This is a genomic window from Azorhizobium sp. AG788, assembly GCF_004364705.1.
GTDB classification, from domain to species: Bacteria; Pseudomonadota; Alphaproteobacteria; order Rhizobiales; family Xanthobacteraceae; genus Azorhizobium; species Azorhizobium caulinodans.
Genome location: NZ_SOBM01000006.1, coordinates 111,546 through 137,701 on the forward strand (window position 1 = coordinate 111,546; position 26,156 = coordinate 137,701).

Genomic DNA, 26,156 nt, shown 5'->3' on the forward strand with positions numbered 1-26,156 from the left:
ATAGATCACTTCGATACCACCGGCGCAAGCAGCGCCGGCGGGAACTTTAGTGGTCTTATTCAGCTATCCTGATCGTGCGGGATACAATAAATTCGGCCAAGAACCTCATAATACCTCCATTTATATTAGGAGATAGGTCAGGCAACCTTCCGCTTTTCGACGAGACCCGCGAGCTTCCGCAGCACCTGGAGGGTGCCCTTCAGGCGGGCCTCGGCGGTCGCCCAATCGCGCAGGAACACCACCTTGAAGTCCGGCCGCACCTTGGCCTGCGGGCCTTCGGCATTGATGAGCTGGACGAGGCCGGCGGGGTCCGCGAACTGGTTCTCGCGGAAGGCCAGGACAACCCCCTTCGGGCCGGCGTCCACCTTCTCGACGTTCGCCTTCCGGGCGAGAGTCTTGATCTGCGACAGGCGCAGCAGGTGGGTCACCTCCTCCGGAGCCGGGCCGAAGCGATCCACCAGTTCCACCCCGAAAGCGTCAAGCTCGGCATCCTCGGTGATGTCGGCAAGGCGCCGGTAGAGGGCGAGGCGCACGTGCAGGTCGGTGACATACTCCTCGGGAATCAGCACCGGCATGCCGATGGTGATGTTGGGCGACCACTTGTCGTCCACATAGTCGGTGATGCCGGCCTTGAGGTGGGCGATCGCCTCCTCCAGCATCTCCTGATAGAGTTCGTAGCCGACTTCCTTGATGTGTCCGGACTGCTCGTCGCCCAGAAGGTTGCCGGCGCCGCGGATGTCGAGGTCGTGGCTCGCGAGCTGGAAGCCGGCGCCTAGCGTCTCCAACGACTGGAGCACCTTGAGCCGCCGCTCAGCCTGCGCGGTGATCGGCTTGGTGGCCGGCACCGAGAAGATGGCGTAGGCGCGCGCCTTGGCCCGGCCCACCCGGCCGCGCAGCTGATAAAGCTGGGCGAGGCCGAACATGTCGGCGCGGTGCACGATGAGCGTGTTGGCGTTCGGCACGTCCAGCCCGCTTTCCACGATGGTGGTGGAGAGCAGCACGTCATACTGGCCGTCATAGAAGGCGGTCATGATGTCTTCGAGCGTACCCGCCGCCATCTGGCCGTGGGCCACCGCCACCTTCACCTCGGGCACCGACTTCTCCAGGAACTCGCGCACCTCGGCGAGATCGTCGATGCGCGGCACCACATAGAAGCTCTGGCCGCCGCGATAGCGCTCGCGCAGCAGCGCCTCGCGCACGATGAGCGGATCGAACGGCGTCACGAAGGTGCGCACCGCGAGGCGATCCACGGGCGGCGTCGCGATGAGCGAAAGCTCACGCACTCCGGTCATGGCCAGTTGCAGCGTCCGCGGAATGGGCGTCGCGGTCAGGGTCAGCACATGCACCTCGGAGCGCAGCGCCTTCAGCCGCTCCTTGTGGGCGACGCCGAAATGCTGCTCCTCGTCCACGATGACGAGGCCGAGATCCCGGAACTGGATGGTCTTGCCGAGCAAAGCGTGGGTGCCGACCACGATGTCCACCGTGCCGTCGGTGAGCCCCTTCTTCACGGCGGTGAGGTCCTTGCCCGTCACCATGCGCGAGGCCTGCGCCACGTTCACCGGCAGGCCCTTGAAGCGCTCGGAGAAGGTGCGGAAATGCTGGCGGGCGAGCAGCGTTGTGGGCACCACCACCGCCACCTGCTTGCCGGAGAGCGCCACCGCGAAGGCCGCCCGTAGCGCAACCTCCGTCTTGCCGAAGCCCACGTCGCCGCACACGAGGCGGTCCATGGGATGGCCGGACGAAAGATCGTCCAGCACCGCCGAGATGGCAGCTTCCTGATCGTCCGTCTCCTCATAGGGGAAGCGGGCACGGAATTCGTCATAGAGGCCGGCGGCGGGCACGAGGCGTGGCGCTTCCGAGAGCTGGCGCGCGGCGGCGATCTTGATGAGCTCACCCGCCATCTCGCGGATGCGCTTCTTCATGCGCGCCTTGCGCGCCTGCCAGCCGCCGCCACCCAGCTTGTCGAGCTGCGCCTCGGTGTCCTCCGAGCCGTAGCGGGTCAGGAGTTCGAGATTCTCCACCGGCAGGAACAGCTTGTCGCCGCCGGCGTAATGGATCTCCAGGCAGTCGTGCGGCGCGCCCATGGCCTCAATGGCCTTGAGCCCAATGAAGCGGCCGATGCCGTGGTCCACATGCACCACGAGGTCGCCGGCGGTGAGCGAAGTCAGCTCGGAGATGACGTCCTGCGGCCGGCGCGCCTTGCGCTTGGGCCGCACGAGGCGATCGCCGAGAATGTCCTGCTCGCCGATGATGGCGAAGTCCGGCGTCTCGAAGCCGCGCTCCAGCCCATAGATGGCCAGCGTCGCCTTGTTGCGCGGCATGGCATCGATGGTGGCGAACTTGGAGATGGGCGCGAGATCCTTCAGCCCGTGGTCAGCCATCACGGTGGAGAGGCGTTCGCGCGAGCCTTCGCTCCAGCCGGCGAGGATCACCTTCTTGCCGCGCCCCTGAAGGTCGCGCACATGGGTGACGGCGGCATCAAAGACATTGGCCTCCGGGTCCGCCCGCTCGGCGGCGAAGGAACGGCCCTCCACGCCGCCCACGTCCACCACTTTGCCCGCGCCACCGTCCGGCGTCGCGAAGGGGGTGAGGCGGGTGAGCGGCAGCGCGTGCAGGCGGCTGCGCCACTCGTCCTGCGTCAGATAAAGCCGCTCAGGGGGCAGCGGCTTGTACACGGCGCCCGGCGCGCCGGACGCCAGCGCCTCCTTGCGGGCGTCGTAATAGTCGCCGATCTGGGTGATGCGCTCGGCCGCCGCATCCTCCACCTGCGCCTCCACCACGAAGGGCGTGCGGTCGAGATAGTCGAACAGCGTGTCGAGGCCGGAGTGGAACAGCGGCAGCCAGTGCTCCATGCCCGCATGGCGGCGGCCTTCGCTCACCGCCTCATAGAGCGTGTCGCCCTTGGTGTTGGCGCCGAACTCCGCCAGATACGCCATGCGGAAGCGGCGCATGGTGTCGGTCGTGAGCTGGAACTCCGCCATGGGCACCAGCTCCAGCGCATGGAGCGTGCCGGACGAGCGCTGTGTCTCCGGATCGAAGGCGCGGATGCTCTCCAGCGTGTCGCCGAAGAAATCGAGGCGGATGGGCGCATCGAGTCCCGGCGGATAGAGATCGATGAGACCGCCGCGCACCGCATATTCGCCGGTGTCGCGCACGGTGGGGGTGCGCAGATAGCCGTTGCGCTCCGCCCATTCCACGATGCCTTCAAGGGCGATGGCATTGCCCGGCCGGGCGGAGAGCGACTGCGCCGCCAGAAGATCGCGCGCGGGCACGCGCTGCACGGTGGCGTTCACGGTGGTGAGCAGCACGCTCACCTCGCCTCCCTTCACGCGGGCAAGGCGCGCCAGCGTTGCCATGCGCCGGGCGGTGATGGCGGCATTGGGCGAGGCGCGGTCATAGGGCAGGCAGTCCCAGGACGGGAAGCTCAGCACCTCGATCTCGGGCGCGAAGAAAGCGAGCCCCCGCTCCAGCGCCGCGAGCCGCTGGCCGTCCCGGCAGACCACCGTGAGGCTCGGCCAGGGCGCGTCCTTGCCGGCCGCGACGCTGCGGGCGAGGTCCGCCACCACCAGCCCCTGCATCCCTTCCGGCACGCGGGAAAGGGTCAGCGGATTGCCGGCTTTGAGGTCTTCGGCGAGGGAACGGGGACGCTTCACGGGGGATATTCCAATGGAAAGAGGCCCCGGCGCCGCCGCCGGGGCGCGATCTCACTCCGGCAGGGAATTGCCGGCGAGATGCCAGGTCTGGATCTTGCGGAAGAAGGGCGTGTCGAGTTCCGCAGGCACCGGCAGCGAGCCGCTGAGCCAGGAGAACAGGTCCGGATCCTCGATCTCCAGCAGATGCTCGAAGATGTCCACTTCCGCCTCGGTGAGAGTCTCGATATTGGCATCGGCGAAGCGGCCCATGATGAGGTCCATCTCGCGGGTGCCCCGGTGCCAGGCGCGGTAGATGATGCGCCGCCGCCGCACGTCCAACCCGGCGCTCGACTTCACGGTTCCCGACATGCCTGCCTCCCTGCGCGGAGCGTGACGCCCGCGAAAACGCGCCGCCCACGGGCGATGCCGTGGCCGGAAGAGAACGGTTTCGCGCCGGGCCGCTCCGGCCGGCGCGATCCTTGAACGGACCGGCGCCCGCCCCGGATCACCGCCGGGGCCGTCGCCGAGGGTCCGTTCCCAAAGGCTTGGGGCTTATAGAAGCAAAGCGCGCAGGGCGGAAGCATGCCCGGCGCAACACCGGTCAGCGCGCCTCGAACACCTGGGCGAGGCGGGTCATCATGGGCTCGTCGGTCTGTTCCACCCGAAGCGGTGTGACCGAGATGCGCCCCTCATCGAGCGCCCGCAGGTCCGACCCCGGCACCGTGTCCGCCGAGCGGCGCTCGAAGGCGATCCAGAAATAGTCGTTGCCGCGCCCGTCCTTGCGCGGATCGATGCGCATCAGCTTCTGGTCGCGCCGCCCCTGCGCCGTCACGGCGATGCCCGCCACCTGGTCCGGCGTGCGGTCGGGAAAGTTCACATTGATCAGCACGCCCGCCGGAATGCCTTCACCCAGCAGGGTGCGGATGACATCGGGGCCATGGGTCTCGGCGGTCTGGTAGGAAGGATTGTCCCGCGTCTGCGGCCCGAAGGCCTGCGAGAGCGCGATGGAGGGAATGCCGAGAATGGTGCCCTCGATGGCGCCCGCCACGGTGCCCGAATAGCTCACGTCCTCGGCGATGTTCTGGCCCCGGTTGACGCCCGAGAGGATGAGGTCCGGCGGATTGTCGATGAGCACGTGCCGCACGGCCATGATCACGCAGTCGGTGGGCGTGCCCTTCACCGCATAGCGCTGGGCGGCCACCTTGCGCAGGCGGAGCGGATCGTTGAGAGACAGGGAATGGGCGACGCCCGACTGGTCGGTTTCCGGCGCCACCACCCATACGTCATCGGAGAGGGCGGCTGCGATGCGGGCACAGGCGTCGAGCCCCGGAGCGTGAATGCCGTCGTCATTCGTCACCAGGATGCGCATGGCCCCGTCCCTTCCCAACCGCAAGCGCCCGAACGCGGCGCAGGCGGTGCTTAACTCCAGACCGGACGGACTGCAACGAAGGTCGCATGCCTTCACCGCCGCCCGCTCCCCGCTTGCGCCGGCCGCCCAAGGGAGGCATTCGTTGCGACACCTTCCGCGCCTGCCCACGGAGCCGGCCCTTGACCACCCTTCCCGCCCACATCCTCGACGCCCGCGGCCGACCGGTGCCGCTCTCCGAGCGCACGCTGATCATGGGCATCCTCAATGTCACGCCCGATTCTTTCTCGGACGGAGGACTCAGCGCTGCGCCCGAGACTGCGCGGGAGACCGCCCGCCGCCTTGTGCGCGAAGGCGCGGACATTCTCGACGTGGGCGGCGAGAGCACGCGGCCCGGCCACACCCGCATTTCGGATGACGAGGAATGGGACCGCATCGCCCCGGTGCTGGACGGGCTGGCGGACGAACTGGGCGTGCTCGTCTCCGTGGACACGTATAAAGCCGAGGTGGCCCGCCGGGCGCTGAAGGCGGGAGTCGCCGTCATCAACGACATCTGGGGCTTTGCCTTCGATCCCGACATGCCGGCGGTGGTGGCCGACAGCGATGCCGCCGCCGTGCTGATGCACAATCGCGAGGCCATCGATCCGGCCATCGACATCATGGCGGACATGATCACCTTCTTCGAGCGGGCGCTGGAGAAAGCCGACAAGGCCGGCATCCCGCTCAACCGGCTCGTGCTCGATCCCGGCATCGGCTTCGGCAAGACGTTCGAGCAGAATCTGGCGGCCTGCGCCCGCCTCTCCGAGCTGCGCGTGCTCGGCCTGCCGCTGCTGCTCGGCACCTCGCGCAAGTCCATGATCGGCAAGGTCATCGAGACGCAGCCCACCGAGCGCCTGCCGGGCACCATCGCCTCGAACGTCATCGGCATCATGGCGGGGGTGGAGATCATCCGCGTGCACGATGTGGCCGAGCACGTGCAGGCGGCCCGCGTGGCCGAAGCCATCCGCCGGGCGCGATGACCACCGCCTATCTCTGCCTCGGCGGCAATGTGGGCGACGTGGCCGCGACCCTTGCCGAAGCCGGCCGGCTGCTGGAGGTGGGCGGGCTGGTCATCCGCGCGCGCTCGCCCCTCTACCGCACGCCGCCCTGGGGGCCGGTGCCGCAGCCGCCCTATCTCAACCAGGTGCTCGCCGTCACCGGCGCCCCCTCCCCGAGCGCGCTGCTGACGCTGGCGCTGGATGTGGAACGTCAGCTCGGACGGAACCGCGCGCGGGAGGCGCGCTTCGGCCCCCGCACGGCGGACATCGATATCCTCGCCTATGGCGACGAGATCGTACACGAGCCGGATCTGGAACTGCCCCATCCGCGCCTGCTCGAGCGCGCCTTCGCGCTGGTGCCGCTGCTGGACATCGCGCCCGACATCATCATCTCCGGCACACGGGCGCGGGACGCGCTGGCGCGGCTTGACCGGAGCGGCATCGAGCGGGTGGACTGACTACTCCGCCGTGCCCTGATCTTCGGCCACAAGCGCCTGCGCCTGCGCCACCCAGCCCTCGCGCTCGATGCGGCCCGGAAAGGCCAGCGCCGCGCCCACCCAGCGCACCTCGTCGGGCGTCCAGGCCGCGATCTGGCGCAGATGGTAGATGCCGAGTTCGTTGAGGCGCCGGGCATTCTGCGGGCCGATGCCCTTGATCCGCCTGAGATCATCCGGCGCCCCGTCGGGCGCGTCGAGACGGGGCGGCGGCGTTCCGGGCGTGCCCTCCGGCCGGCGCTCCGCCTCCTTCGCCGCCCGGCGGCGCACGACCGTCGGGGTCGGCGGCAGATTGAGGGGGAGTTCCGGGGCCGGCGGCGGCTCGGGTGGCGCGGCCACGGGCTCCGGGGTGGGCGCGACCCTGGGGGCCGGCCGTGGACGCTCGGTCAGATCGATGGTGAACAGCGCCGCATGCGCCAGACGTTCCAGCCGCCGGCGCTCCATCCGCAGCCGCAGCCCATAGGCGGCCGCCCCGCCGATGAGGAAGGCGGCGAACAGCAGCAGGGCGACGTCGACTTCGAACGAGATCATGGGCGCGCCCTCGGACGGAAGGCGAGATAGACGGTGGCGAAGCCGAGCCCGAGCGCCAGAAGCTCATAGGGCCAGAGATTTAGAAACAGATAGACCATGGCCGCCCCCTATTGCGGTCGCACGGAAATACGCACTCCGGCGACGGTGAGGGATTCCGCCCCCTCCCCGCCGAAGTCCGCCATCCAGGAGACATGGGAGGCCGGAACGCCCGCCGCCACAAGATGCGCACGGATCGCCTCGCCCTGGATGGCGGCGACGGGATCGGGCACCGCCGCCCCCTGCGCCCCCTGGAGCGCGAGCGGCGGACAGCGCAGCGCCGCCTGCGCCAGACGATCCAGCGCCGGCAGGCTGCCCGGCCCCGGCTGGCCGCCCGGCAGGAAGACGAGTCCCCGCGCCGTGGCGTCGGTGAGCAGCTTCAGGCATTCGCGCGGGCCCACGGGCAGGCTCGCCGGGGGGGCCTCCACCGCGAGATCCATCGCAAAGCCCTTGGGCAGCGCGGCCTTGAGCTCCGCCTCGATCTGCGCCCCGGCGGCGGGATAGCGATCGGTGCCGGACAGGCTCACCTGACCGTCGGAGAAGCGCAGGTCTCCGGTCTCCAGGCGGGCGAGCGGGGCGAGCGCGGCAATCGCCGCATCGGCAAAGCGCGGCGGCGCCCCGGCGCCCACGGCCGTCACGTCATTGACCCGCACGCCGGGAAAGAGGCGCCCGACCGTCTCCAGCAGGCGCGCATGGACCGCATCGTCCGGAAAGAAGCCGGAGAGCGTGACACCGCTCTCCTCCGTCCGGACGGCGAAGACATAAGGCGAGATGACCGGCGGCAGGACGCGGGAGGCATCCACCTTCACGCCCGGCGGCGGTGCCTTGAGCGCGTCGCGCAGGCTGGCATAGCTGGCGCTGTCCGCCGCCTCGCCGCTCAGCGTCACCGCGCCGGTGAGCACCGAAGCCTCGCCCTGCGCCATGCGGCTCACCTGCGTGAGGGCGAAGGTGACGGCAGCCGTCCAGATGTCGGAGGGCGGTCCGCCGGAGGCGAGCCGGACCTGATCGCTCACCTGCACGCCGGCGAACAGCGCCTTTACCGCATCGCCCATCACGCGCCGCGCATCCTCGCTCGGCGCATAGCCGGAGATCTGCGCCTGCCCCCCCTGTCGCGAGACCCGCCATATGAAGGGCGCAGCCACCGGCGGCTCCACGGAGAAGCGGACCACCTGAAAGCCCTCGGGCGGCGCGCGGCGGGCGGCCGAGAGCGCGTCATAGATCGGGAAGGTGCTGGCCGCGCCCTCCAGATAGATGGAGGTGTTGGACAGGCTCACCTGTCCGGTGGGCATGAGCGCGAGCTGGTTGGCGGCGAAACGGACGGCGGCAAGCCAGCGATCGAGGCTGGGCGCGCCGTCGGCAAGGTCCGTATGGTCGGAGATGCCGGCCTCCGGCATGGCGGCGCGCAGCGCCGCGAGCACCTGCTGGCGCACCTCTTCCGACGGCACATGGCCGCGCACCACCACCGCCCTGCCCTCGCGCGCGGCCGACCACAGATAAGGCGAGGCGGCGGGCGGACGCACGGCGAAGCGCGCGAGGCGGAAATCCTGGGGCAGCGGCTCGCTCATGGTGAGGCGCAGCGCATTGTAGGCCGCGAGGTCGGGGGCCCGCCCTTCGATGGACAGCATGTCGTCGGAGAGGGTGATGCGCCCGCTCTGCACCCGCATCAGCGCATCAAGGGCGAAGATGACCACCGAAGAAAAATCGCCGGGCGGCGCGCCACGGGCGCGAACGAGCTGGTCGAGGCCACGGACCTCCAGGCCCGGAGGCAGGCCCTTCACCGCAGCGGCGATGCGCGCGAGCGCATAGCGGGAGGGCACGTAGCCTTCGAGCTGGACGCGGGGGCCATCGCGGATGACGGAGAAGGTGAAGGGGCGGCGCTCCGGCAGGAGGGTGGTGGCATCCGTGACGGAGCCGACGCCCGACAGGGATTCGATCGCCCCACGCACCTTGTCGCGCGGCTCCTGAGCCAGCGCTTCGCCGATGAGCGTCGCATCGCGGCCGGAGAAGCGGGCGGTCGCCCAGGATTCGCCGATGGCGTCGAGCCGCTCGGCGGCGCGCACCGCGAGATCCGCCTCGATGCCCGGGCGGCTTAGATGCACGGTAAAGGCGACGAGCGCGCACAGAAGGATGAGGCCAACCCCGAGAATCCTGAGGTCGAGAAGGGTGCCCCCTTCCGTCTCCCTCTGCCCTCGGAGACCCGCCTTCTCGTCCATTCCTGTCTCCCGCCGGCGGTGCCGCCAAGTCGATGTCATCGGGAGCGCTTTCGCCCCCCGGCGTGCCATCCCCCGCATGCGGTCAGGCGAAAAACCGATCGCCGCCAGCCACGCCGGTCCCAAGCCACGCCGCGCGCGACCTTAGCCCGCCGCCGCGCGCTTGGCACGTAAAGGAGCGGTGGCCGATCCGCAACAGGGGCGGCGCGTCAGGTCTGCGATGAAGGGAGAGGCCCGAAGGCTTGCACTGGCCGGGCTCAGGCACTGGTCATTCCAGGCGCCGCAGCACGGCGGCGTCACCAGCCCACCAGAGGGCGTGATGAGTGGCCCAAAACGAAAAACCCCGGCGGTTGCCCGCCGGGGTTCTCCAAACCAATGATCGCGAGGATCAGAAGTTGCGCTGAGCGCGGAAGCCGCCCGACCACACGTCGGTGGAGCCGCCGACCGTGGCAGTCGCGCCGCCGCCGGTGGTGCCAGCACCCGTGTTGTAGGTGCCGAGGTTGGCGCCGCCATCAACCTTCGAGTAGAGCACTTCGAGGCCGAGGTCGAGGTTCTTGACCGGCGACCAGATGGTGTTCAGGCCGACCTGCCAGATGTTCACGTCGACAGCGCCAACGGTGTTCTGGGGCACGGAGACCTCAGAGTAACCGCCGAACACGGCCGAGCGAACCGCCGGGGTCCAGAAGTGACGGAACTGACCCTGGATGCCCCAAGCCGTCTCGGTGTTGTACGAGCGGGTGGCCTGGTTCCACACAGCGTCGGCGATCGGGTAGTAGGCGCCGGTCGCGAAGGTGGTGGTCTTGGTGTCGAGCGAGCCGAGGCCCGTCGCGCGACCCTGGGTGGTGCCGGCGAAGCCGACATAGCTCAGAGCGCCGTCAGCATAGCCAGCCTGGATGAAGAGGCTGTCGCCGGGGGAGATCATCGGGAGCTTGATTTCCACGGCGCCGCCGATGGCCCAGCCCCAGGTGTCGGTCGAGTTCTGACCAACGTAGGTCGTGCCCGTACCGGTCCAGGTCGGGTTCAGAGCGGTGACCTGATGGGCAGCCGCAGAGAGCTGAACCGTACCCCAAGCCTGGTCGAGGCGGATGTTGCCGACGATGTCAGGAATTTCCTGACCAGCCTGGTAATTGGCATAGCCGAGCGTGCTGGTCGGGTTGTACACGCCGGCCGAGCCAGCCTGCACGCCGGTGATGCGGTTGGCGGCGTCTTCGAGGGCGATGGTCGCCGAGAAGCCGTTACCGAACTGGGCGGTGTAGGCGAGGGCGGTGGTCCACTGGTTCGAACCCGCATACAGCTGCGTGTAGGCGTAGTTGATGCCCGTGTCGAAGAACGACTGGGTGTAACCGAAGGTGAAGCCAGCGAACTGGATGAAGGCGCGCTCGAAGTAGAAGCCGATGCCCGAACCCGCGTTAGCCGTGGACTGGGAATCCCAGTTCATGCCGAAGCGGATGTAGGAGCGCAGGGTGCCGTAGTCGGTCTGCGAGCGGGCGTCGAGACCGAACACCGCGCGGGCGCGGGTCAGGTAGGACGAGTCGTCAGAGTCCTTGTACGGATAGCCACCAGCGCCAGCGCCGGGACCGTTGAAGCCGGTGCCAGCAACCGACGAGATGTTCGGGTTGAAGGTGCCGACGGCGTTGATGTAGGTGTCGAAGCGGGCGTAGCCGTCGATCTTGAGGCAGGTGTCGGTGCCGGGGATGTAGTAGAAGCCCGCGCCGTAAGCGGAGCACACCTTCACGTACTCCACAGCCTTCGCCTTCACGGGAAGGTCGGCAGCCTGGGCGCCGGCGACGGCGGCGAGACCCGCGACGCTACCGAGCAGAAGGCTCTTCACCATGTTCATTGTGACCTCCAAATTTTGTTCCGAGGGAGCCAGCCGCTTCGTCGATGTTGCCACCAGCGAGAGGTCTTGACCCCGATTCCCCCACCGGCTCGCCACCAGGCCAACACAGTATGGGGCGACCGGGGACTGCCCCCCTTCGTCGCAAAGCCACCTTACAAAAGCCGGACCGGGGATCAATCTCGACACACTCCAAAAGGCAGGGGGGAAGGGCCTTTTCCCAGGGGTGTTGCAGGAACAACACGTTTTCGCGACACCCATTCCAATACCATACCCGTCCTTGGAAACCCTTCATTTACCTCAATCTTCCGCGCGCGATCTTTTCCGTGGGCGAAAACGGGTGGCGGCATCTTGCCACCACACCCGACCGGGGTCGCCCCGGGAAGCGTGCGGAAATGTGTTTGAAGGCGGGCACGGCTCGAATCATGGCACGCGGGCCACAGGCGCCGCGGCTCGCCCCTTGTGACGCCAAGGTTTTGCCCTGATGCAGGCCGGCCCGTTTCCGCCTGATTGCGCTATAGAGAGACCATGCGCCTGATTCACTCGGCCGACTGGCAACTGGGCAAACCGTTCGGCCGCATGCCGGTGGACGCCCGCGCCGCTTTGAGCGAGGCCCGCCTCGACGCCATCGACACGCTCGCCGCCGCCGCCCGGCAGCACCGGGCCGGCCATGTTCTCGTGGCCGGCGACGTCTTCGACAGCGCCGAGCCGGGCGACCGCATCTATCGGCAGGCGCTTGCGCGCATGAAGGCGGCGGCCGGCGTGCGCTGGTGGCTGCTGCCCGGCAACCACGATCCGCTCCGTCCGGACGGGCTCTGGAGCCGCCTCTCCGCCGAGGCGCCGGAGAATGTCGCCGCCTGCCTCACGCCCGCCCCGGTGATGCTGGGCGAGGATGCCGTGCTGCTGCCGGCCCCCCTCACGCACAAGTTCAGCCTCTCCGACCCCACCGCCTGGTTCGATGGCGCCGAGACGCCCGCCGGCCTGCCGCGCATCGGGCTGGCCCATGGCGCCATCCGCACCTTCGGCGGTGACGAGCAGACGAATCTGATCGCGCCGGATCGGGCCCGCCGGGCCGGCCTCTCTTATCTGGCGCTTGGCGACTGGCACGGCCTGCGGAAGATCGATGGCCATACTTATTACAGCGGCACGCCGGAGCCGGACGATTTCGGCCGGGAGGCGACGGGCCTCGCCCTGCTGGTGGATGTGGCCGGCGCCGGTCTCGAGCCGCAGGTGGAGGCGCTGCCCATCGGCCGTCATGCCTGGGTGGAGGAGCGCTGGCACCTGTCTGGCGCCGAGGACATCGCGCCGCGCATCGCGGCGCTCGCCCCCGGCATCGAGCGCAAGCATCTGGTGGCACGGCTGCATCTGTCCGGGCTCGTGCCGCTGGCCGAGCGCGTCACCCTGCGCCGGCTGCTGGAGGACGGGCTCGCCCATGAGATCCGCTGGCTCGACCTTGATCTGGCGGACCTCATGACACGCCCAACCGAAACCGATCTCTCCGAGATCGACGCCCACGGCGAACTGCGCGACGCCGCCGAGCGCCTTCGGGCCATGGCGGAGGACGGCGGCACCGAGGGCCGGCTGGCCGGGGCCGCGCTGGAGCGCCTCTATGTGGAACTGATGCGCGCCCAGCGCGGGAGCGAAGCCTGATGCGCATCCGCCGCCTCTCCATCGAGAACTTCCGCAAGTTCCGTGCACCCGTGGTGCTCGACGGCTTCTCCGATGGCCTCAACCTCGTCTGCGAGCCCAATGAGAGCGGCAAGTCCACCGTGCTGGAAGCCCTGCGGGCCGCCCTGTTCGAGCGCTACAATTCCAAGAGCGGTCGTATCCGCTCCTTCCGCCCCCATGGCGATGACGTCGCCCCCACCGTCACGGTGGAGTTCGAGGTGGCCAGCGGGCGCTGGCAACTGGCCAAGCGCTTCCTGCAGGGGCCTTCCGTCACCCTCGACGGGCCGGAGGGCCGCTTCACCGCCGAGGCGGCTGAGGAAAAGCTCCAGGCCCTCCTCGGCTTCAACCGCGCCGGCAACAGCGGGGCGGACGACGACAGCCGCGGCGCGCTGGGCCTGCTCTGGGTGGAGCAGGGCCAGTCCTTCCAGCTCGGCTCGCCCGCCGAGACCGCCCGCCGCACGCTGGAGGAGGCGCTGGCCTCCGAGGTCGGTGCCGTCACCGGCGGACGCCGGGCCAAGGCCGTGCAGCAGCAGGTGGAGAAGGCGCTCGCCGATTTCTACACCGCGACCGGCAAGCCCACCGGCCGTCTCAAGCAGGCGCAGGACGCGGCCGCCGCCTCGCGCGAGCGCGCGAGCGCCTGCGCGCAGGAACTGATGCAGTTCGACGAGGTGCTGAAGCGCCTCGAAACGAAGCGCAACGAACAGCGGCGCCTCGTCCGCGACATCGAGGACCCGGAAGCGGACAAGGAACTGAAGGCGCTGGACGCCGATATCGAGCGCGCCCGCAGGGCCGCCGACGCCCTGCGCATGGCCGACCTGACCTGCCGTTCCGCCACAGCCGACCGGGAAGCCCTCGACAAGAGGGCGGAGGTCCGCGCCGGACTGCGCACGGCGCTCCTGAAGGCCGAAGCCGCCGCACGCGCGGCCCTCGAAAACCTGAACGCCCATGCGGAGCGGCTTGCGCAGGCCCGCCGGGCCGACCAAGCGGCGGCCGAAGCTCTGGACACGGCCCGGACGCAACTGCGGCAGGCGGAGGAGCGTCAGGACAAGGCCCAGGCGGCGCGCCGGTCGGCCGCCGACCGGCAACAGCTCGCCGCCGCCTTCGCGCGGCTCGATCGGGCCAATGGTCTGGCAGCCGAGATTGCCCGGATCGAAGCGCGGATCGCCGGCAGCCGGATGGACGAGGCGGCCGACGCGCGCCTGCGCAAGCTGGAGGCCGCGGTCATCGCGACCCGCGCGACGCTGGATGCCGGCGCCGCCAGCCTCTCGGTCACCCTTCAGCCCGGCGCGGCCATCACCCTCGATGGCGCGCCGCTGGAGAGCGGGACGCAGATCAGCCTGACACGGGATGCGCGCATCGACATTCCCGGCGTCGGCACCCTCGCCTTTCGCCCGCCCGCCGGCAGCGATGCGTCCCTCGCCCGCCATCGGGCGGCGAGCGACGATCTCGCGGCCTTTCTCGGGGCCGTCGGCCATGCCGATCCCGCGGCGGCCCATGCGGCGGCGCGGGCCCGCACGCAGGATGAGACCGCGCTCGCCGCCCTGCGCAGCCGTCTGGAAGCGGAGTGTCCGGCTGATCCGGCCCTGGGCCTGCCGGCCGGTCTGGACGCCTTGCGCGGCGCCCTTGCCGGCCGCGACCGCCCCGAGCCGCTCGCTCTCGATGCCGCCCAGCCGCCGGCAGAGATTGATCTGCGGCCGTTCCGGACCGCGGAGATCGAGGCGACGGCCCGCCGGCAGGCGGCGCTGGACAGTCTCCAGAAGGCCGAGATGCGGGGCGTGGAGCTTCAGGGCGCCAGCGACCGGGCGGAGGGGGACCGCCTGCGTCTCGCGCAGGAACTTGCCGCCGATCTCGCCCCCCTCCCCGATGCCGACCTGGAGGCCCGGCAGGCCGCCGCCCGCGCCGACGAGGCCCGCGCCCTCGTGGACCGGGAGACAGCCGGGCGGGCCGCCGCCGCGCTCGATGTGGAAGCCCTTCACCAGCAGCGCGAGCGCATGGTGAAGAAGCGCGAGCGCCTGCAGGCCGATCTGCCAAACCTCGCCGGCGAGGTGGCGCGCCTTGAGGAACAGGCCCGTACGCTGGGCGGCGAAGGGCCGGGCCAGCGGGCCGAAGCCGCCCGCGAGGAAGCGGAGGCGGCGGAGGCAGCCCATGCGCGCCTCAAGGACGAAGGTGATGCCCTCGCGCTCCTGCTCGGCGTGCTGCGCGAGGCCCAGCAGGATGCGGCACGGCGCTATCTGCGGCCCATCACCCGGCGCATGGAGCCGTTCGTGCGGCGCCTGCTGCCCAATGCGAGCCTCGCCTTCACCGAGGACTACAAGCCCGGCCTGCTGACGCGCGGCGGGCGCGAGGAGGCGGCGGAGCTCCTCAGCAAGGGCACACAGGAGCAGTTGGCGGTGCTCACCCGCATCGCCTTCGCCGATCTCCTCATCGACAAGGGCAAGCCGGCCTCGCTGGTGCTCGACGACGCCCTCGTGTTTTCCGACGACGACCGATTCGAGGTGATGACCGACATCCTCGCCGACGCGGCCCGGCGCATGCAGGTCATCATCCTGAGCTGCCGTGCCTCGGCCTATCGCACGGTGGATGCCACCCGGCTGCCGCTGGGATAGGGCCCGACCCCGCCACAATGGTTGTAATACGAACGATCTTGCAGATGAACATTTCGACAGATAGACGTTAACCCTGTCGTAAGCCTGCAACCTACCGATCGGCACGGCGCCCGTTCGCGCCGCGCGAGGCCCCTGGACCCGTCCGCCGCATGATCAAGCCTGGCAGCACTGCACTCAAGGCAGCGCCTCCGTCGGTCGTTCCGCCGGCAGCGCGGCTGATGATTCCTGCGGGCGCGCTGATCTCGGTGATCTTTGCCAGCTTCATGGCGCTCACCCTCTGGCAGAATTACGGGGATGTGGCCCGGGAGGCGGCGAGCCACGGCGAGCAGCGGGTGGACAGCCTCGCCCGCGACGTGGCGGGGCAGATCTTCCCCTATCGCGTTCTGCTGCGGCAGGTGGCCGCGGACTATGCCGATCCGCAGACGGACCAGACGCCGGCCGGCTGGCAGCGGCTGCTGGCACGCATGATTTCCGCCACCGAACGCCCCGGCGTGATGCTGCTGACCGATGCCTCCGGGCAGGTGGTGGCCCGCTCCGACCGCCCCGCCGGCCTTGGCGAGCGGGTGCGGACGCAACCCTATTTCGCCCTCCATGCCAAAGGTCAGGTGGACGGTCCCTATCTCAGCGAGCGGGTGGCCTGTGACGGCACCGAGCCCTGCATCGCCCTGTCGCAGGCCCTGAAAGATCCAGACGGCCAGTTTGCGGGCGTGGCCGCCGTCCTGCTGCCCCTCTCCCTCCTGCGCGAACCGCTGAAGGCGGAGGCGGCGGAGACCAGCGACCCCATGCTGGTCGCGCGCATCGACGGCACGCTGTTCGTGGAAGAGTGCGGCACCTCCGGCATCTGCATCCGACCGCCGCCCGACCTGATCCGCGAGATCGCGGGGGCGGTCCACGCGCCCGTGACCCTGTCCTATGGCGACGGTAAGCGGACCTTCTATGCGGCCCCCGTGCCGCAACTGCCGCTGGTGGTGGCCACCGGCCAGTCGATCCGCGACATCTTCCTGCCCTGGCGCTACCGCGTGCTGGTGGGCACCGCAGCCGTTCTCACCGTGGGCTTCGCCTCCATCGCCATCGCCCTCGTGCTGCGGCACGACCTGATGCGCCGCAGCCGCCTCCAGGCGGAACTGCTCCAGCTCTCCCTGACCGACGATCTCACGGGCATCGCCAACCGCCGGCGCTTCTTCGATGTGGCCATCCGGGAATGGCAGCGGGCGCAGCGGCTCGGCTCGCCGGTGGCCGTGCTGATGATCGACATCGACCGGTTCAAGCTGCTGAACGACCGCCTCGGCCATGCGGCGGGCGATGCCGTGCTCCAGGCCATCGCCCAGCTCATCCGCCACAGCCTGCGCCGGCCGGCGGATCTCGCCGCCCGTTACGGCGGCGAGGAGTTCACCGCCATCCTGCCCGACACGGACATGGCCGGCGCCTTCCAGACGGCGGAGCGCATCCGCACGCAGGTGGAGCGGGACGTGATCCGCGGCGACCATCCGGTCACCGTCAGCATCGGCATTGCCGCCGCCATCGCCTCCCCGAACGAGACGTTCGAGAATGCGGTCGCCGCCGCCGACCGCGCCCTCTACCGGGCCAAGGAGAGCGGACGCAATCGCGTGATGGTCGAACGCATCGGGGATGCGCATGTCGTCGTGGCGGAGCCCGATTTCTCAGACGCCACGCTGGATCCGACGCGCGCCTGACCCGCACGGACGTTCCTCCCGCGGATCCTGCGGAGATTTTCACCCGCCGGGGTGCTGCGATATGATCGCCCCATGAGCCGACCGCGCGAGCCCTTTGTCGAGATCACGCCCGATGTCCTGCTGAAGGCCTATGCCTGCGGGATCTTTCCCATGGCGGAAAGCGCGGACGATCCGGGACTTTACTGGATCGAGCCCGACCGGCGCGGCATCATCCCGCTCGACGGGTTTCACATTCCCTCGCGCCTTGCCCGCACGATCCGGCAGGACAAGTTCGAGATCCGCATCGACACCGATTTCGAGGGCGTGATTTCCGGCTGCGCCGCCCCGCAGGAGGGCCGCGAGAAGACCTGGATCAACCCGCGCATCCGCCGGCTCTATGGAGAGCTGTTCGATCGCGGCCAGTGCCACACGGTGGAGGCCTGGCGGGACGGCAAGCTGGTGGGCGGGCTCTATGGGGTGGAACTCGGCGCCGCCTTCTTTGGCGAGAGCATGTTCCATTATGAGCGCGACGCCTCGAAGGTGGCTCTGGCGCATCTCGTCGCCCGGCTGAAGGTCGGCGGCTTCAAGCTGCTGGACACTCAGTTCATCACCGGCCACCTGAGCGGCTTCGGGGCGCTCGAGGTCACGCGCCGGCACTACCATCGGCTGCTGGAGGAGTCGGTCTCCGCCCGGGCCGACTTCTATTTCTGGCCGCCGGGCTTCGCCGTGCCGGGGGCGCTCTGCTTGCAGTCGGTCAGCCACACGTCATAGATCGGGTGCTCGACGCCGTGCAGGCCGGGGCTGGAAGCGAACATCCACCCGGTGAAGATCCGCTTGGCCTCGCCCTTCAGCGTGATCTCGTTCACTTCCGTGAAAGACGTGGTGTTCTGCGGCTCGGTCGGCGGGCGCGTGTAGCAGGCGCGGGGCGTCACCTGAAGGGCGCCGAACTGCACCGTCTCGCCAATGCCCACCTCGAAGGAGGTGATGCGGCCGGTGATCTTGTCGAGGCCCGCATAGACGGCGATGGGGTTGGCGATCTTCTCCGCCGGGGGCTCCACCACCAGAACGTCATTGTTCGGCTGCGGCTGCTGGGCCCCCGCGGGGGCCTGAGCAGCGGGCGCCTGCCCGGCGGGGGCTGGCGCCGCCGGCGCCTGTGCGGGCGCAGAACCGGACGGAAGCTGCGGCACCGGCTGGCGATAGCGGTTCTGTTGCTGCTGCGACTGCGTCTGCTGCGGCGCCTGCTGCTGCGGATTGATGCCGTAGATGCCCTGATAGGGCTGATTCTGCGCCGGCTGCTGCGGCGCCGGGGCGGGCTGGGCCGGCTGCGGCCGATTGTCCGGATAGCCGGGATAGCCGCCCTGATAATTGGGCGTACCGACGCCCGCCGGCGGCAGGAGCGGGGCGGAATCGATGCCGTTGCGGCTCTGCGCGAGCGCGCCCCCGCAGACCGCCGCCATCGCAACGGCCGCCACGGCCGGGACGAGGAAACCGGAGGCGGGACGGAGAAAACGCATCAGACGCGCACCTGAGAGAGGAGAGGCCGGGCTCGGGCCGACGCCGGATGGCATCCAGGCCCGTTATCATCCGCATTGCGGCCTTGCGAGGGCGGCGCTGCGGTGTGCCGTGGAAATCCGCACACAAGAACGCGCGGCCCTTGGGACCGCGCGCTCGCAGAAACTGGACTGTCAGAAGCCCGCGATCACTCGCCGGGGGACCAGGCGTTGTAGTCGCCGGTCACGCGCGGGCGGTGGCCGCCGGCCTGCACCGAACCCTTCGGGCGATAGGCGAGCGGCGTGCCGGTGTAGTTGCGGTGGTGCGGCTTCTGCCACGGACGGGGGGTGTAGGTCTCTTCGGTCGGCGGGGTGTCCACGCGATGGTGGAGCCAGCCGTACCAGCCGGGCGGAACCGTGGTCGAGTCGGCATAGCCGCTGTAGAGCACCCAGCGGCGCTGGAAGCCGAGCGTCGGGTCCACCTTGCCGCCCTTGGTGCGGTAGTAGGCGTTGCCGAATTCGTCATGGCCAACGAGTTCGCCGAAGCGGCGGGTCCACAGCAGGGTGCCGGGAGTCGCCTTGTGCCACCAGGCGAAGATGTAGAGCAGCAACTCTTTCACGGAGCGAGCCTCTTCTTGGTCGGGCGGAACATGCCACCGTGCCGCCGCGGTGTCCACCCGAACATCCGCCAATGTGGACGGCCGCTTCGCCGGCTCACGGCACGAACAACGTCATCACATAGATGGCGAACAGCACGAGATGCACGAAGCCGTTGAGCAGGTTGGTGCGGCCGGTGCCGAAGCTGACGATGGACAGCACCAGCACCAGCAGCAACTGCACCCGGTCCTCCGGCTCGATGCCCAGATAGATGGGACGATCCACCCAGACGCTGATCGCCACCATGGCCGGCATGGTGAGGCCGATGGTGGCAAGCGCCGAGCCGAGCGCCGTGTTGATGCTGCGCTGGAGATCGTTGGCGCGGGCGGCGCGGATGGCGGTGATGGTCTCCGGCAGCAGCAGCATCGCCACCACGGCGGCGCTGATGACGGCATCCGGATCGCGCAGATGCAGCCGGTCGAGCAGTTCCTCGACGCCGGCAGCCACCCCGCTCGAGACAAGAACGATGCCCCCGAGCGCCGCCAGCAGCAGCGGGATATGCACCACGAGACGGCGCGGCCGCGCCGGGGCGGGCTCGCTCGCCTCCGGCATGAAGTCCGCCCGGTGGCGCACCGTCTGCATGAAGAGGAAGGCGCCGTAGAGCACCACCGTGCCGCACATGATGAAGGAGATCTGGAACGGGTCCACCGCACCCATCAGGCCGGCGTGGGTATTTTGCGGCAGCAGCAGGCACAGCACCGAAATGGCGATGATGACCGAAAGATAGCCATTCACGCCCTGCTGGCGCACCTCCTGCTCCCGGTGGCGGAGCGCACCCACCAGCAGGCAGGCGCCCACGACCCCCGTGCAGACGAACATGACGGTGGAGAGCACCGCCTCCCGACCGACGCCGGGATTGTTCTCGCCGTTCAGCATCATGGCCACCAGCACCGAGACCTCGATGACGGTGACGCTCAGGGTCAGGATCAGCGTGCCGAAGGGCTGGCCGATCCGGGACGAGATGCCCTCCGCATGATGGACCGCCGCGAAGGAGGTGCCGATGAGGAGCACCGTCTCGATGAAGGACAGGGTCCCCGTGAAAGGGACGGGCAGCACGGAAACGGCGAGGCCGAGGGCGAGCGCGGCCAGGGGAAAGAAATAAGCGAGCCAGATGAACGGCATGAAAATCCCCGAAAAATCCCGCGCATGCGCGCTCTGGCGCGCGCCCTGCCCCGCCGCCGTTCACCCGGATAAGCGCGCCTTTCCGGCCGGGTGAACGCCCGGCCGGCCTTGCGGACGAAGAAATCCCGGAGCGCGACCGGGCCAGCCTCAAGGGACGATGGATGCACCGGAGGCCTTGCGGCCCGCAAGCACGCCCAGATAGCAGGCGGCGAGGGATGCACCGGCGAGTGCCGTTACGTCCGCATGGTCATAGGGGGGCGAGACTTCCACCACGTCGAACCCCTTGAGATCGAGCCCGCCGAGCCGGCGCAGGGTATCGAGCGCCTCGCGGCTCGACAGCCCCCCGCAGACCGGCGTGCCGGTGCCGGGCGCAAAGGCGGGATCGATCGCGTCGATATCGAAGGAGAGATAGACCGGCGCATCGCCCACGCGCGCCGCGATGGCGGCAGCGATCCCCTTCGGCCCGAGATCGCCGGCCTGAAAGCCGTCGATGATCGCGATGCCGTAATCCTGCGGCGCGTGGGTGCGGATACCGACCTGGATGGAGCGATCCACCCGGATCAGCCCGTCCTTCACCGCGCGGGTAATCATGGTGCCGTGATCGACGCGGGTCCCGTCGTCGTCCCAGGTGTCCTGATGGGCGTCGAACTGGACGAGCGCCACTGGCGCGCCGGTCTTTGCCACCAACGCCTTCAGGATCGGATAGGTGAGGAAATGATCGCCGCCGAGCGTCACCAGATGGGCGCCGGTGGCATAGAGACGGGCCGCCTGCGCCTCGATGGCGGCGGGGATGGACGCCGGCAGCCCGTAATCGAACACGCAATCACCCGCGTCCGCCATGTCCAGCGCGGCGAAGGGATCGGCGCGGAACGGAAACAGCGGATCGCCGTCGAGGATGCTGGAGGCGGCGCGGAGCGCGCGCGGCCCGAAGCGGGTGCCCGGCCGGTTGGAGACGGTGACGTCCAGAGGCACGCCCCACACGACCACCTCGGCGCCGCCGCCATCACGGGCATAGCGCCGGCGCAGGAAGGACGTGACGCCGGAATAGTTCGGCTCCATGGACTGGCCATGCCGGAAGCCGGGGTCCAGCGCACGATCGACAGGGCGCGGCGCCAGGGGATCACTCGACATTCATCTCTCCCGTGAAGATCGGCGCACGCCTCGAGGCGCACGCTCAGATGGCATATTCGCCGCTCTGGTGGGCCACTGGCGGCCGGCAGTCGGCCCCGGCGCCGGTCGCGGGAAAGAGCCGCGCCCGATTGAAGCGCACCGCGACCTTGGTGCCATTCTCGGCACGGACGGCCGGCGAGATGTCCGCCTCCACCACTCCGCCGGCCACGTCCACGGTAAGCCGCCGGATGGCGCCATGGCGCCGGTAGCCGCGCACGATGCCTTCCATGCCCGGCGTGCCGGCCATGGCGATGGACACGTCCTGCGGACGGACGAAGAGCGATCCGGTGCCGTCCGGAACCGGCGCGATGGCCACAGCCACTGCACCGCCGGCGGCAAAGGCAGCGCCGCCGCGCACCTCCACGTCGAGCCGGCTCGATTCCCCCATGAAGCCGAACACTTGCGGCGTCGCGGGCTGGTCATAGACCTCGTCGGGGGTCCCCACCTGCTCGATGCGGCCGACACTCATCACCACCACACGGTCGGCGAGCTCCAGCGCCTCGTCCTGATCGTGGGTCACGAACAGGGTGGTGTGGCCGGTGCGGTCGTGCAGCTCGCGCAGCCAGGCCCGCAATTCCTTGCGCACCAGAGCGTCGAGCGCGCCGAACGGCTCGTCCAGCAGCAGCACCTTCGGCTCGATGGCGAGCGCCCGGGCGAGCGCCACGCGCTGGCGCTGGCCGCCCGAGAGCTGCGCCGGATAGCGCCCGCCATAGCCTTCCAGTTGGACAAGGCCCAGCAGATCGGAGACCCGCGCGCGGATGTCCGCCTCGGAGGGGCGGGTGGCGCGCGGGCGCGAGCGCAGCCCGTAGGCCACATTGTCGGCGACGCTCATATGGCGGAAGAGCGCATATTGCTGGAACACGAAGCCGATGCCGCGGTGGCGCACCGGAACATGGGCCGCATCGGCGCCGTCGAGGACGATCCGCCCGCCGTCGAGCGCCTCGAGGCCGGCGATGGCCCTGAGCAGCGTCGTCTTTCCCGAGCCGGACGGCCCCAGCAGCGCGACAAGCTCACCGGGCGCGACATCCAGCGAGATATCGGCCAGCGCCATCTGCTGGCCGAAGCGCTTGACTGCATTCTCCACGGAAACGGCAACGGTCATGGGCGGGAAACGACCTCCAGCTTCTCCCGCCTTATGCCATGCCGCGGCGATGGGCGGAATGTACCGGTGACGGTGAGAGAGGGGCATTTTGCCGGCAGCGCGGGCAGGCCCAGCGGCGACGAGCTTTTCCTTGCCGCCCCAGAACAGCCGCGCAATGGTATCAAGATTGCGCAACAGCCTGATTGTCTCGGCCCCCCCGGATTATGGTCACCCTCGATTTCCAGACGATAGGCTTCGCCGCTGTGGTGCTGGCCACCCTCATGGGTGCGCTGCTGCTGCTGGCGTGGGCCTATGTCCGGAGCGAGACCTGCCTCATCTTCTGGGGTGTCACAGACCTGTTCTGTGCCGGCTCGGTTGCCGTCCTGACCGCCGCCAACGGGCGCCTGGGGCCGAACGTGGCGCCCTTCAGCAACGGCTGGCTGCTGACGGGGGCCGCCCTCACCTATTGCGGCATGCGCGCCTTCGACCGGCGCCCGATCACGCTGCCCATCTGGCTGGCGGTGATCGCCACGCCCCTCTTCTATTATATTGCGTGCGTGCTGTTCCTGCCCAACGTGAACGACAGGGTGGTGCTCTACACCTTCATCTGCTGTTGCTGGCTCGGCGGCTCCGCCTACGTGCTCGCCCACGTGCCGTCCTATGCGCCGGCGTTTTCCCGCATGCTGGTCGCCCTCTTCCTTGCCGGCATGTGCACCATACAGGTGGTGCGGCTCGCAGGCAGTCTCGCCGGCTTCCGGCCGCTCGGCGGCGACATGACATCAGAGCAGATGGCCTGGACCTTCGCCGCCGGCCTCTTCTTCACCGTCGGGCTGAACTTCGGCGGCATGTTCATGGTGCTGGACCGCATGGCCAGCTGTGACGAACTTACCGAACTCAGCAACCGCCGTTCGCTGCTCATGGGCGCCAGCGCCCTGCTGCGCTCGGCCCTTGCCTCGGGGCGTCCGGTCTCGGTGCTGCTGGTGGATCTCGATCACTTCAAATCCATCAACGACCGCTTCGGCCACCGGACCGGCGATCAGGTGCTGCGGGCCTTCGCGCAGGTTGCGCGCAAGCTGCTGCGCCGGGGCGATCTCGTGGGGCGCTATGGCGGCGAGGAATTCTGCCTCGTGCTCAAGGATGCCGGATCGGATGTGGCCTGCGTGATGGCGGAGCGCCTGCGGCGGCAGGTGATGGACGATCTGCGGGAAGTGGAAGGCCATGCGGTGGAGGCCACGGTCGCGATCGGCGTCGCAAGCCTGGAGGCCGGGCAGCGCGTGGCCGGCATCGACCGCATGATCGATGCCGCGGACCATGCGCTCTATGCCGCCAAGGACGGAGGCCGCAACCGGGTGGTGCTCGCGGCGCCGCTCGTCACGCCCCAGCCGGCGGCCCCACACGCCGGGGGCGCCGCCGCCTCCACGGGCGTCGCCTGAGCCTCTCGCGTCACTCCGGCAAAAGGCGTCCCGAATAGAGCACATCGCCGCTCGGCAATTCGGATGTGCCGCCTTCCGGCTCCAGCGTCACCTGGAGCGTGGCCTTGGCCGCCACCTTGGCGCCCAGCTTGCGCACGACGTCCGACCGGGTGGCGAAGCTGGACGAGAAGGTGCCGAGCGACCGGGGCGACTGGCCGTCCGGCACGATCCAGAGTTGATAGGACTTGCCGGCGGGCGCGGGATCAACCAGCGGGCGCACGGTCACGTCGCCGTCGCTGACATCGATCCGCACGAGGACGGATGCGGCGCGCCCTTCCTGCAGCAGGGCAAAATAGCGCTGGGCCACGGAGCGATCCCATTCGCGATAGCCGAAGGTGCCCGCGCACGCGACCAGCAGCACGCCGAGGCCGATGGCGGCCCAGCGCCAGCGGCGCATCTGGCTGAGGATGGCAGCGTTGGGGGCGAGTTCGATGATCGGCGGCGCCTCGGCGGCATCGACGGCTGCGGGAATGGCGAAGCCACCCGGCCCCTTCGCTCCCTTAGCTTCCTTCGCCCCTTTCCCGTCCTTGGCCTTGCCCTTCGCATCGGCAGGCTTGGCGGGCTCGTCCGGCGTGCGCTCGATCGGACGGGGAATGAGATTGACGGCGACATCGCGCCACAGATCGGCCGGCGGCGCGACCGGCACCACCAGCTCGTGCAGAGGCGACAGGCGCTGTTCCCATTGCCGGGACACGGCACCGAACGCGCGCTCCTCCTCGATCCGGCTGCGGATCATCAGCCGCAGGGCGGCCGGAAGCGTGCCGAGCACATATTCGGCGACGAACTGACGATCGTCCTCGGAGAGGTTCATTTGGCCAGACACTCGTCGATCTCGGCCACGCTGCGCTTCAGCCAGGTGCTGATGGTGGGCATGGGGGCGTCGAAATAGACGGACAGCGCCTCGCGGCTCCAGCCGTCATAATAAGCGAGCAGGAACATGCGCCGGCGCTCCTCCGACAAGGTGCCGAGGCAGGCGAGCAGGCGCTTCAGTTCGGGCGAATGCGCGGGCGCGGCGAGCGGATCGTCCGCCGGGTCCTCCACCGAGAAGGGCTCCCAGGCCTCGCCCGTATTCTCCATGGTCCGCGCCATCTCCAGCGCCGCCTCGCGGGTCACGCACACGAGCCAGGCGAGCGGGTCGAGGTCCGTCGGCGCCGTCCTGGCGCTCTTCCACACGCGCAGATAGGCGCTCTTGAGGGCGGCGCGCGCCAGTTCCGGCCGGCGCAGGATGCGCAGGCACAGGCCATAGAGTTTCGGACTGGACAGCTTGTAGAGCTGTTCCATGGCGTCGAGGTCGCGCTCCGCGATGGCGGCGAGGAGCGGGGTCAGGCGTTCAGCGCTCGTCACGACGGTTCAGTCCCATGGTGGGGGCCCGACCCACGGCAACGGGACCCCGAAGGGGTGGTTCCGCCACCAGACCGGATCATTGAAGGCAAGGGAGGCGGCGGATTGCGCGACCAGCGTGAACGCGGCGCGACCTCTTGTCACCCGCCTCCTCCCGATCGCCGATCACAGACGCGCGGGTTCGCCCTGCCGCCACGCCGCACGGCGCTCGATGGGCTCGCCATCGCCACGCTCGCGCTCGCCGGCGGCTTCCACGAGACCGAGTTCCGCTTCCGCCTCGTCGAAGGCGGCCTGGGCCTCCGCACGCTGGCCGCGCAGTTCGTCCGCCGAGCGCACGAGGTTCTCGCGGCGCTGGCGCGCCGAAGCGGCGAGCGGGGGATAGGCAAAATGCTTGGGATCGGTGATGCCGGAGCGCTGCTCCTCCGCCGCAATGTCCCGCTCGAGCTCCGACGCCATGCGGTCAAATTCCGCGATCATGGTGTCGATCTGTGCGAGGCGACGGCGGGCGTCCTCGATCTTGAACCTTTTGGCACGGATGAGGGGCTCACGCGATTTCATGAACGCGACACTCCGAGGCACGCGACAAGGCGGGAGCCGGGGTTCCGGTCCCTTTCCGCAAGGAGCATGGCCACATACGGTTGTCGTTTCCTTACCGCCAAGCCCACGCGACGGGGAAAATCGAACGGGCCGCCGCTCTGGCAACCAATCGTTTACCCCCTTCGTTAATGATGAC

Annotated in this window: 21 protein-coding genes; 7 read left to right on the top strand and 14 right to left on the bottom strand. The window is 69.3% G+C overall.

Translation table 11 applies throughout. The annotated features are described in order from the left end of the window. Nucleotides 1-137: 137 nt before the first annotated feature. The 3 genes from mfd to surE all read right to left on the bottom strand — a co-directional run bounded on the left by mfd (nt 138) and on the right by surE (nt 5,001). Nucleotides 138-3,653: a transcription-repair coupling factor gene (gene mfd, locus DFO45_RS16550; RefSeq protein ID WP_133865753.1), complete on the bottom strand. Its 3,516-nt coding sequence runs from the start codon at nt 3,651-3,653 to the stop codon at nt 138-140. Nucleotides 3,654-3,704: 51 nt separating this feature from the next. Further along, nucleotides 3,705-4,001, bottom strand: coding sequence for a succinate dehydrogenase assembly factor 2 (locus DFO45_RS16555; RefSeq protein ID WP_012169751.1), 297 nt, complete (start codon nt 3,999-4,001; stop codon nt 3,705-3,707). Nucleotides 4,002-4,233: 232 nt separating this feature from the next. Continuing rightward, complete coding sequence (gene surE / locus DFO45_RS16560; protein WP_133865754.1) at nt 4,234-5,001, bottom strand: 5'/3'-nucleotidase SurE; 768 nt, start codon at nt 4,999-5,001, stop codon at nt 4,234-4,236. A gap of 251 nt (nt 5,002-5,252) precedes the next feature. Here surE and folP point away from each other — a divergent pair, with 251 nt between their 5' ends. Next, the gene (gene folP / locus DFO45_RS16565; RefSeq protein ID WP_245518168.1) at nt 5,253-6,017 is read left to right on the top strand and encodes a dihydropteroate synthase; all 765 of its coding nucleotides are present in this window, start codon (nt 5,253-5,255) and stop codon (nt 6,015-6,017) included. Further along, nucleotides 6,014-6,493, top strand: coding sequence for a 2-amino-4-hydroxy-6-hydroxymethyldihydropteridine diphosphokinase (gene folK / locus DFO45_RS16570; protein ID WP_133865756.1), 480 nt, complete (start codon nt 6,014-6,016; stop codon nt 6,491-6,493). The genes folP and folK overlap by 4 nt, the downstream gene beginning before the upstream one ends. On the opposite strand, the gene DFO45_RS25495 is transcribed toward folK, so the two are convergent. The 3 genes from DFO45_RS25495 to DFO45_RS16585 form a co-directional block, all read right to left on the bottom strand. Beyond that, a complete protein-coding gene (locus DFO45_RS25495; protein ID WP_208299817.1) occupies nt 6,494-7,060 on the bottom strand; it encodes a hypothetical protein in 567 nt (188 codons plus the stop codon). A gap of 107 nt (nt 7,061-7,167) precedes the next feature. Then, entirely contained in the window at nt 7,168-9,309 is a 2,142-nt protein-coding gene (locus DFO45_RS16580; protein WP_133865757.1) for a flagellar motor protein MotB, read from the bottom strand. Nucleotides 9,310-9,694: 385 nt separating this feature from the next. Then, complete coding sequence (locus tag DFO45_RS16585) at nt 9,695-11,146, bottom strand: porin (RefSeq protein WP_133865758.1); 1,452 nt, start codon at nt 11,144-11,146, stop codon at nt 9,695-9,697. Between the two features lie 525 nt (nt 11,147-11,671). On the opposite strand from DFO45_RS16585, the gene DFO45_RS16590 reads away from it, so the two are divergent. The 4 genes from DFO45_RS16590 (at nt 11,672) to aat (ending at nt 17,861) form a co-directional block, all read left to right on the top strand. Further along, the gene (locus tag DFO45_RS16590; RefSeq protein ID WP_133865759.1) at nt 11,672-12,793 is read left to right on the top strand and encodes a DNA repair exonuclease; all 1,122 of its coding nucleotides are present in this window, start codon (nt 11,672-11,674) and stop codon (nt 12,791-12,793) included. Further along, nucleotides 12,793-15,417: an ATP-binding protein gene (locus tag DFO45_RS16595; protein WP_133865760.1), complete on the top strand. Its 2,625-nt coding sequence runs from the start codon at nt 12,793-12,795 to the stop codon at nt 15,415-15,417. The genes DFO45_RS16590 and DFO45_RS16595 overlap by 1 nt, the downstream gene beginning before the upstream one ends. Nucleotides 15,418-15,635: 218 nt before the next feature. Then, nucleotides 15,636-17,111, top strand: a complete 1,476-nt coding sequence (locus DFO45_RS25435) for a diguanylate cyclase (protein ID WP_166657159.1) — start codon at nt 15,636-15,638, stop codon at nt 17,109-17,111. Between the two features lie 72 nt (nt 17,112-17,183). Continuing rightward, nucleotides 17,184-17,861 (top strand): leucyl/phenylalanyl-tRNA--protein transferase, encoded by a 678-nt coding sequence (gene aat / locus DFO45_RS16605; RefSeq protein WP_133865762.1) that lies wholly within the window; start codon nt 17,184-17,186, stop codon nt 17,859-17,861. Here aat and DFO45_RS16610 read toward each other — a convergent pair. The 5 genes from DFO45_RS16610 to DFO45_RS16630 all read right to left on the bottom strand — a co-directional run bounded on the left by DFO45_RS16610 (nt 17,792) and on the right by DFO45_RS16630 (nt 22,631). Then, entirely contained in the window at nt 17,792-18,604 is an 813-nt protein-coding gene (locus DFO45_RS16610) for a DUF2155 domain-containing protein (protein WP_245518145.1), read from the bottom strand. The two genes, aat and DFO45_RS16610, sit on opposite strands and share 70 nt — an antisense overlap. Nucleotides 18,605-18,789: 185 nt before the next feature. Next, on the bottom strand, nt 18,790-19,200 hold the full coding sequence (locus tag DFO45_RS16615; RefSeq protein WP_043880077.1) for an NADH:ubiquinone oxidoreductase subunit NDUFA12: 411 nt from the start codon (nt 19,198-19,200) through the stop codon (nt 18,790-18,792). A gap of 94 nt (nt 19,201-19,294) precedes the next feature. Then, on the bottom strand, nt 19,295-20,359 hold the full coding sequence (locus DFO45_RS16620; protein ID WP_133865763.1) for an ionic transporter: 1,065 nt from the start codon (nt 20,357-20,359) through the stop codon (nt 19,295-19,297). Nucleotides 20,360-20,506: 147 nt separating this feature from the next. Next, a complete protein-coding gene (gene speB, locus DFO45_RS16625) occupies nt 20,507-21,490 on the bottom strand; it encodes an agmatinase (RefSeq protein ID WP_012169737.1) in 984 nt (327 codons plus the stop codon). 43 nt (nt 21,491-21,533) lie between these two features. Next, nucleotides 21,534-22,631, bottom strand: coding sequence for a sulfate ABC transporter ATP-binding protein (locus DFO45_RS16630; RefSeq protein WP_133865764.1), 1,098 nt, complete (start codon nt 22,629-22,631; stop codon nt 21,534-21,536). 203 nt (nt 22,632-22,834) lie between these two features. Here DFO45_RS16630 and DFO45_RS16635 point away from each other — a divergent pair, with 203 nt between their 5' ends. Further along, nucleotides 22,835-24,043 carry a GGDEF domain-containing protein gene (locus DFO45_RS16635; protein WP_133865765.1) on the top strand — a complete coding sequence of 403 codons (1,209 nt, stop codon included), beginning with the start codon at nt 22,835-22,837 and terminating at the stop codon, nt 24,041-24,043. Nucleotides 24,044-24,053: 10 nt separating this feature from the next. Here DFO45_RS16635 and DFO45_RS16640 read toward each other — a convergent pair whose 3' ends face one another. From DFO45_RS16640 to DFO45_RS16650, 3 genes are all read right to left on the bottom strand, one after another. Continuing rightward, nucleotides 24,054-24,893 carry an anti-sigma factor gene (locus DFO45_RS16640; protein WP_133865766.1) on the bottom strand — a complete coding sequence of 280 codons (840 nt, stop codon included), beginning with the start codon at nt 24,891-24,893 and terminating at the stop codon, nt 24,054-24,056. Next, the gene (locus DFO45_RS16645; RefSeq protein ID WP_012169733.1) at nt 24,890-25,426 is read right to left on the bottom strand and encodes a sigma-70 family RNA polymerase sigma factor; all 537 of its coding nucleotides are present in this window, start codon (nt 25,424-25,426) and stop codon (nt 24,890-24,892) included. Before DFO45_RS16645 ends, DFO45_RS16640 begins: the two co-directional genes overlap by 4 nt. Before the next feature lie 162 nt (nt 25,427-25,588). Next, nucleotides 25,589-25,981: a flagellar export protein FliJ gene (locus DFO45_RS16650; RefSeq protein WP_133865767.1), complete on the bottom strand. Its 393-nt coding sequence runs from the start codon at nt 25,979-25,981 to the stop codon at nt 25,589-25,591. Between the last annotated feature and the right edge of the window lie 175 nt (nt 25,982-26,156).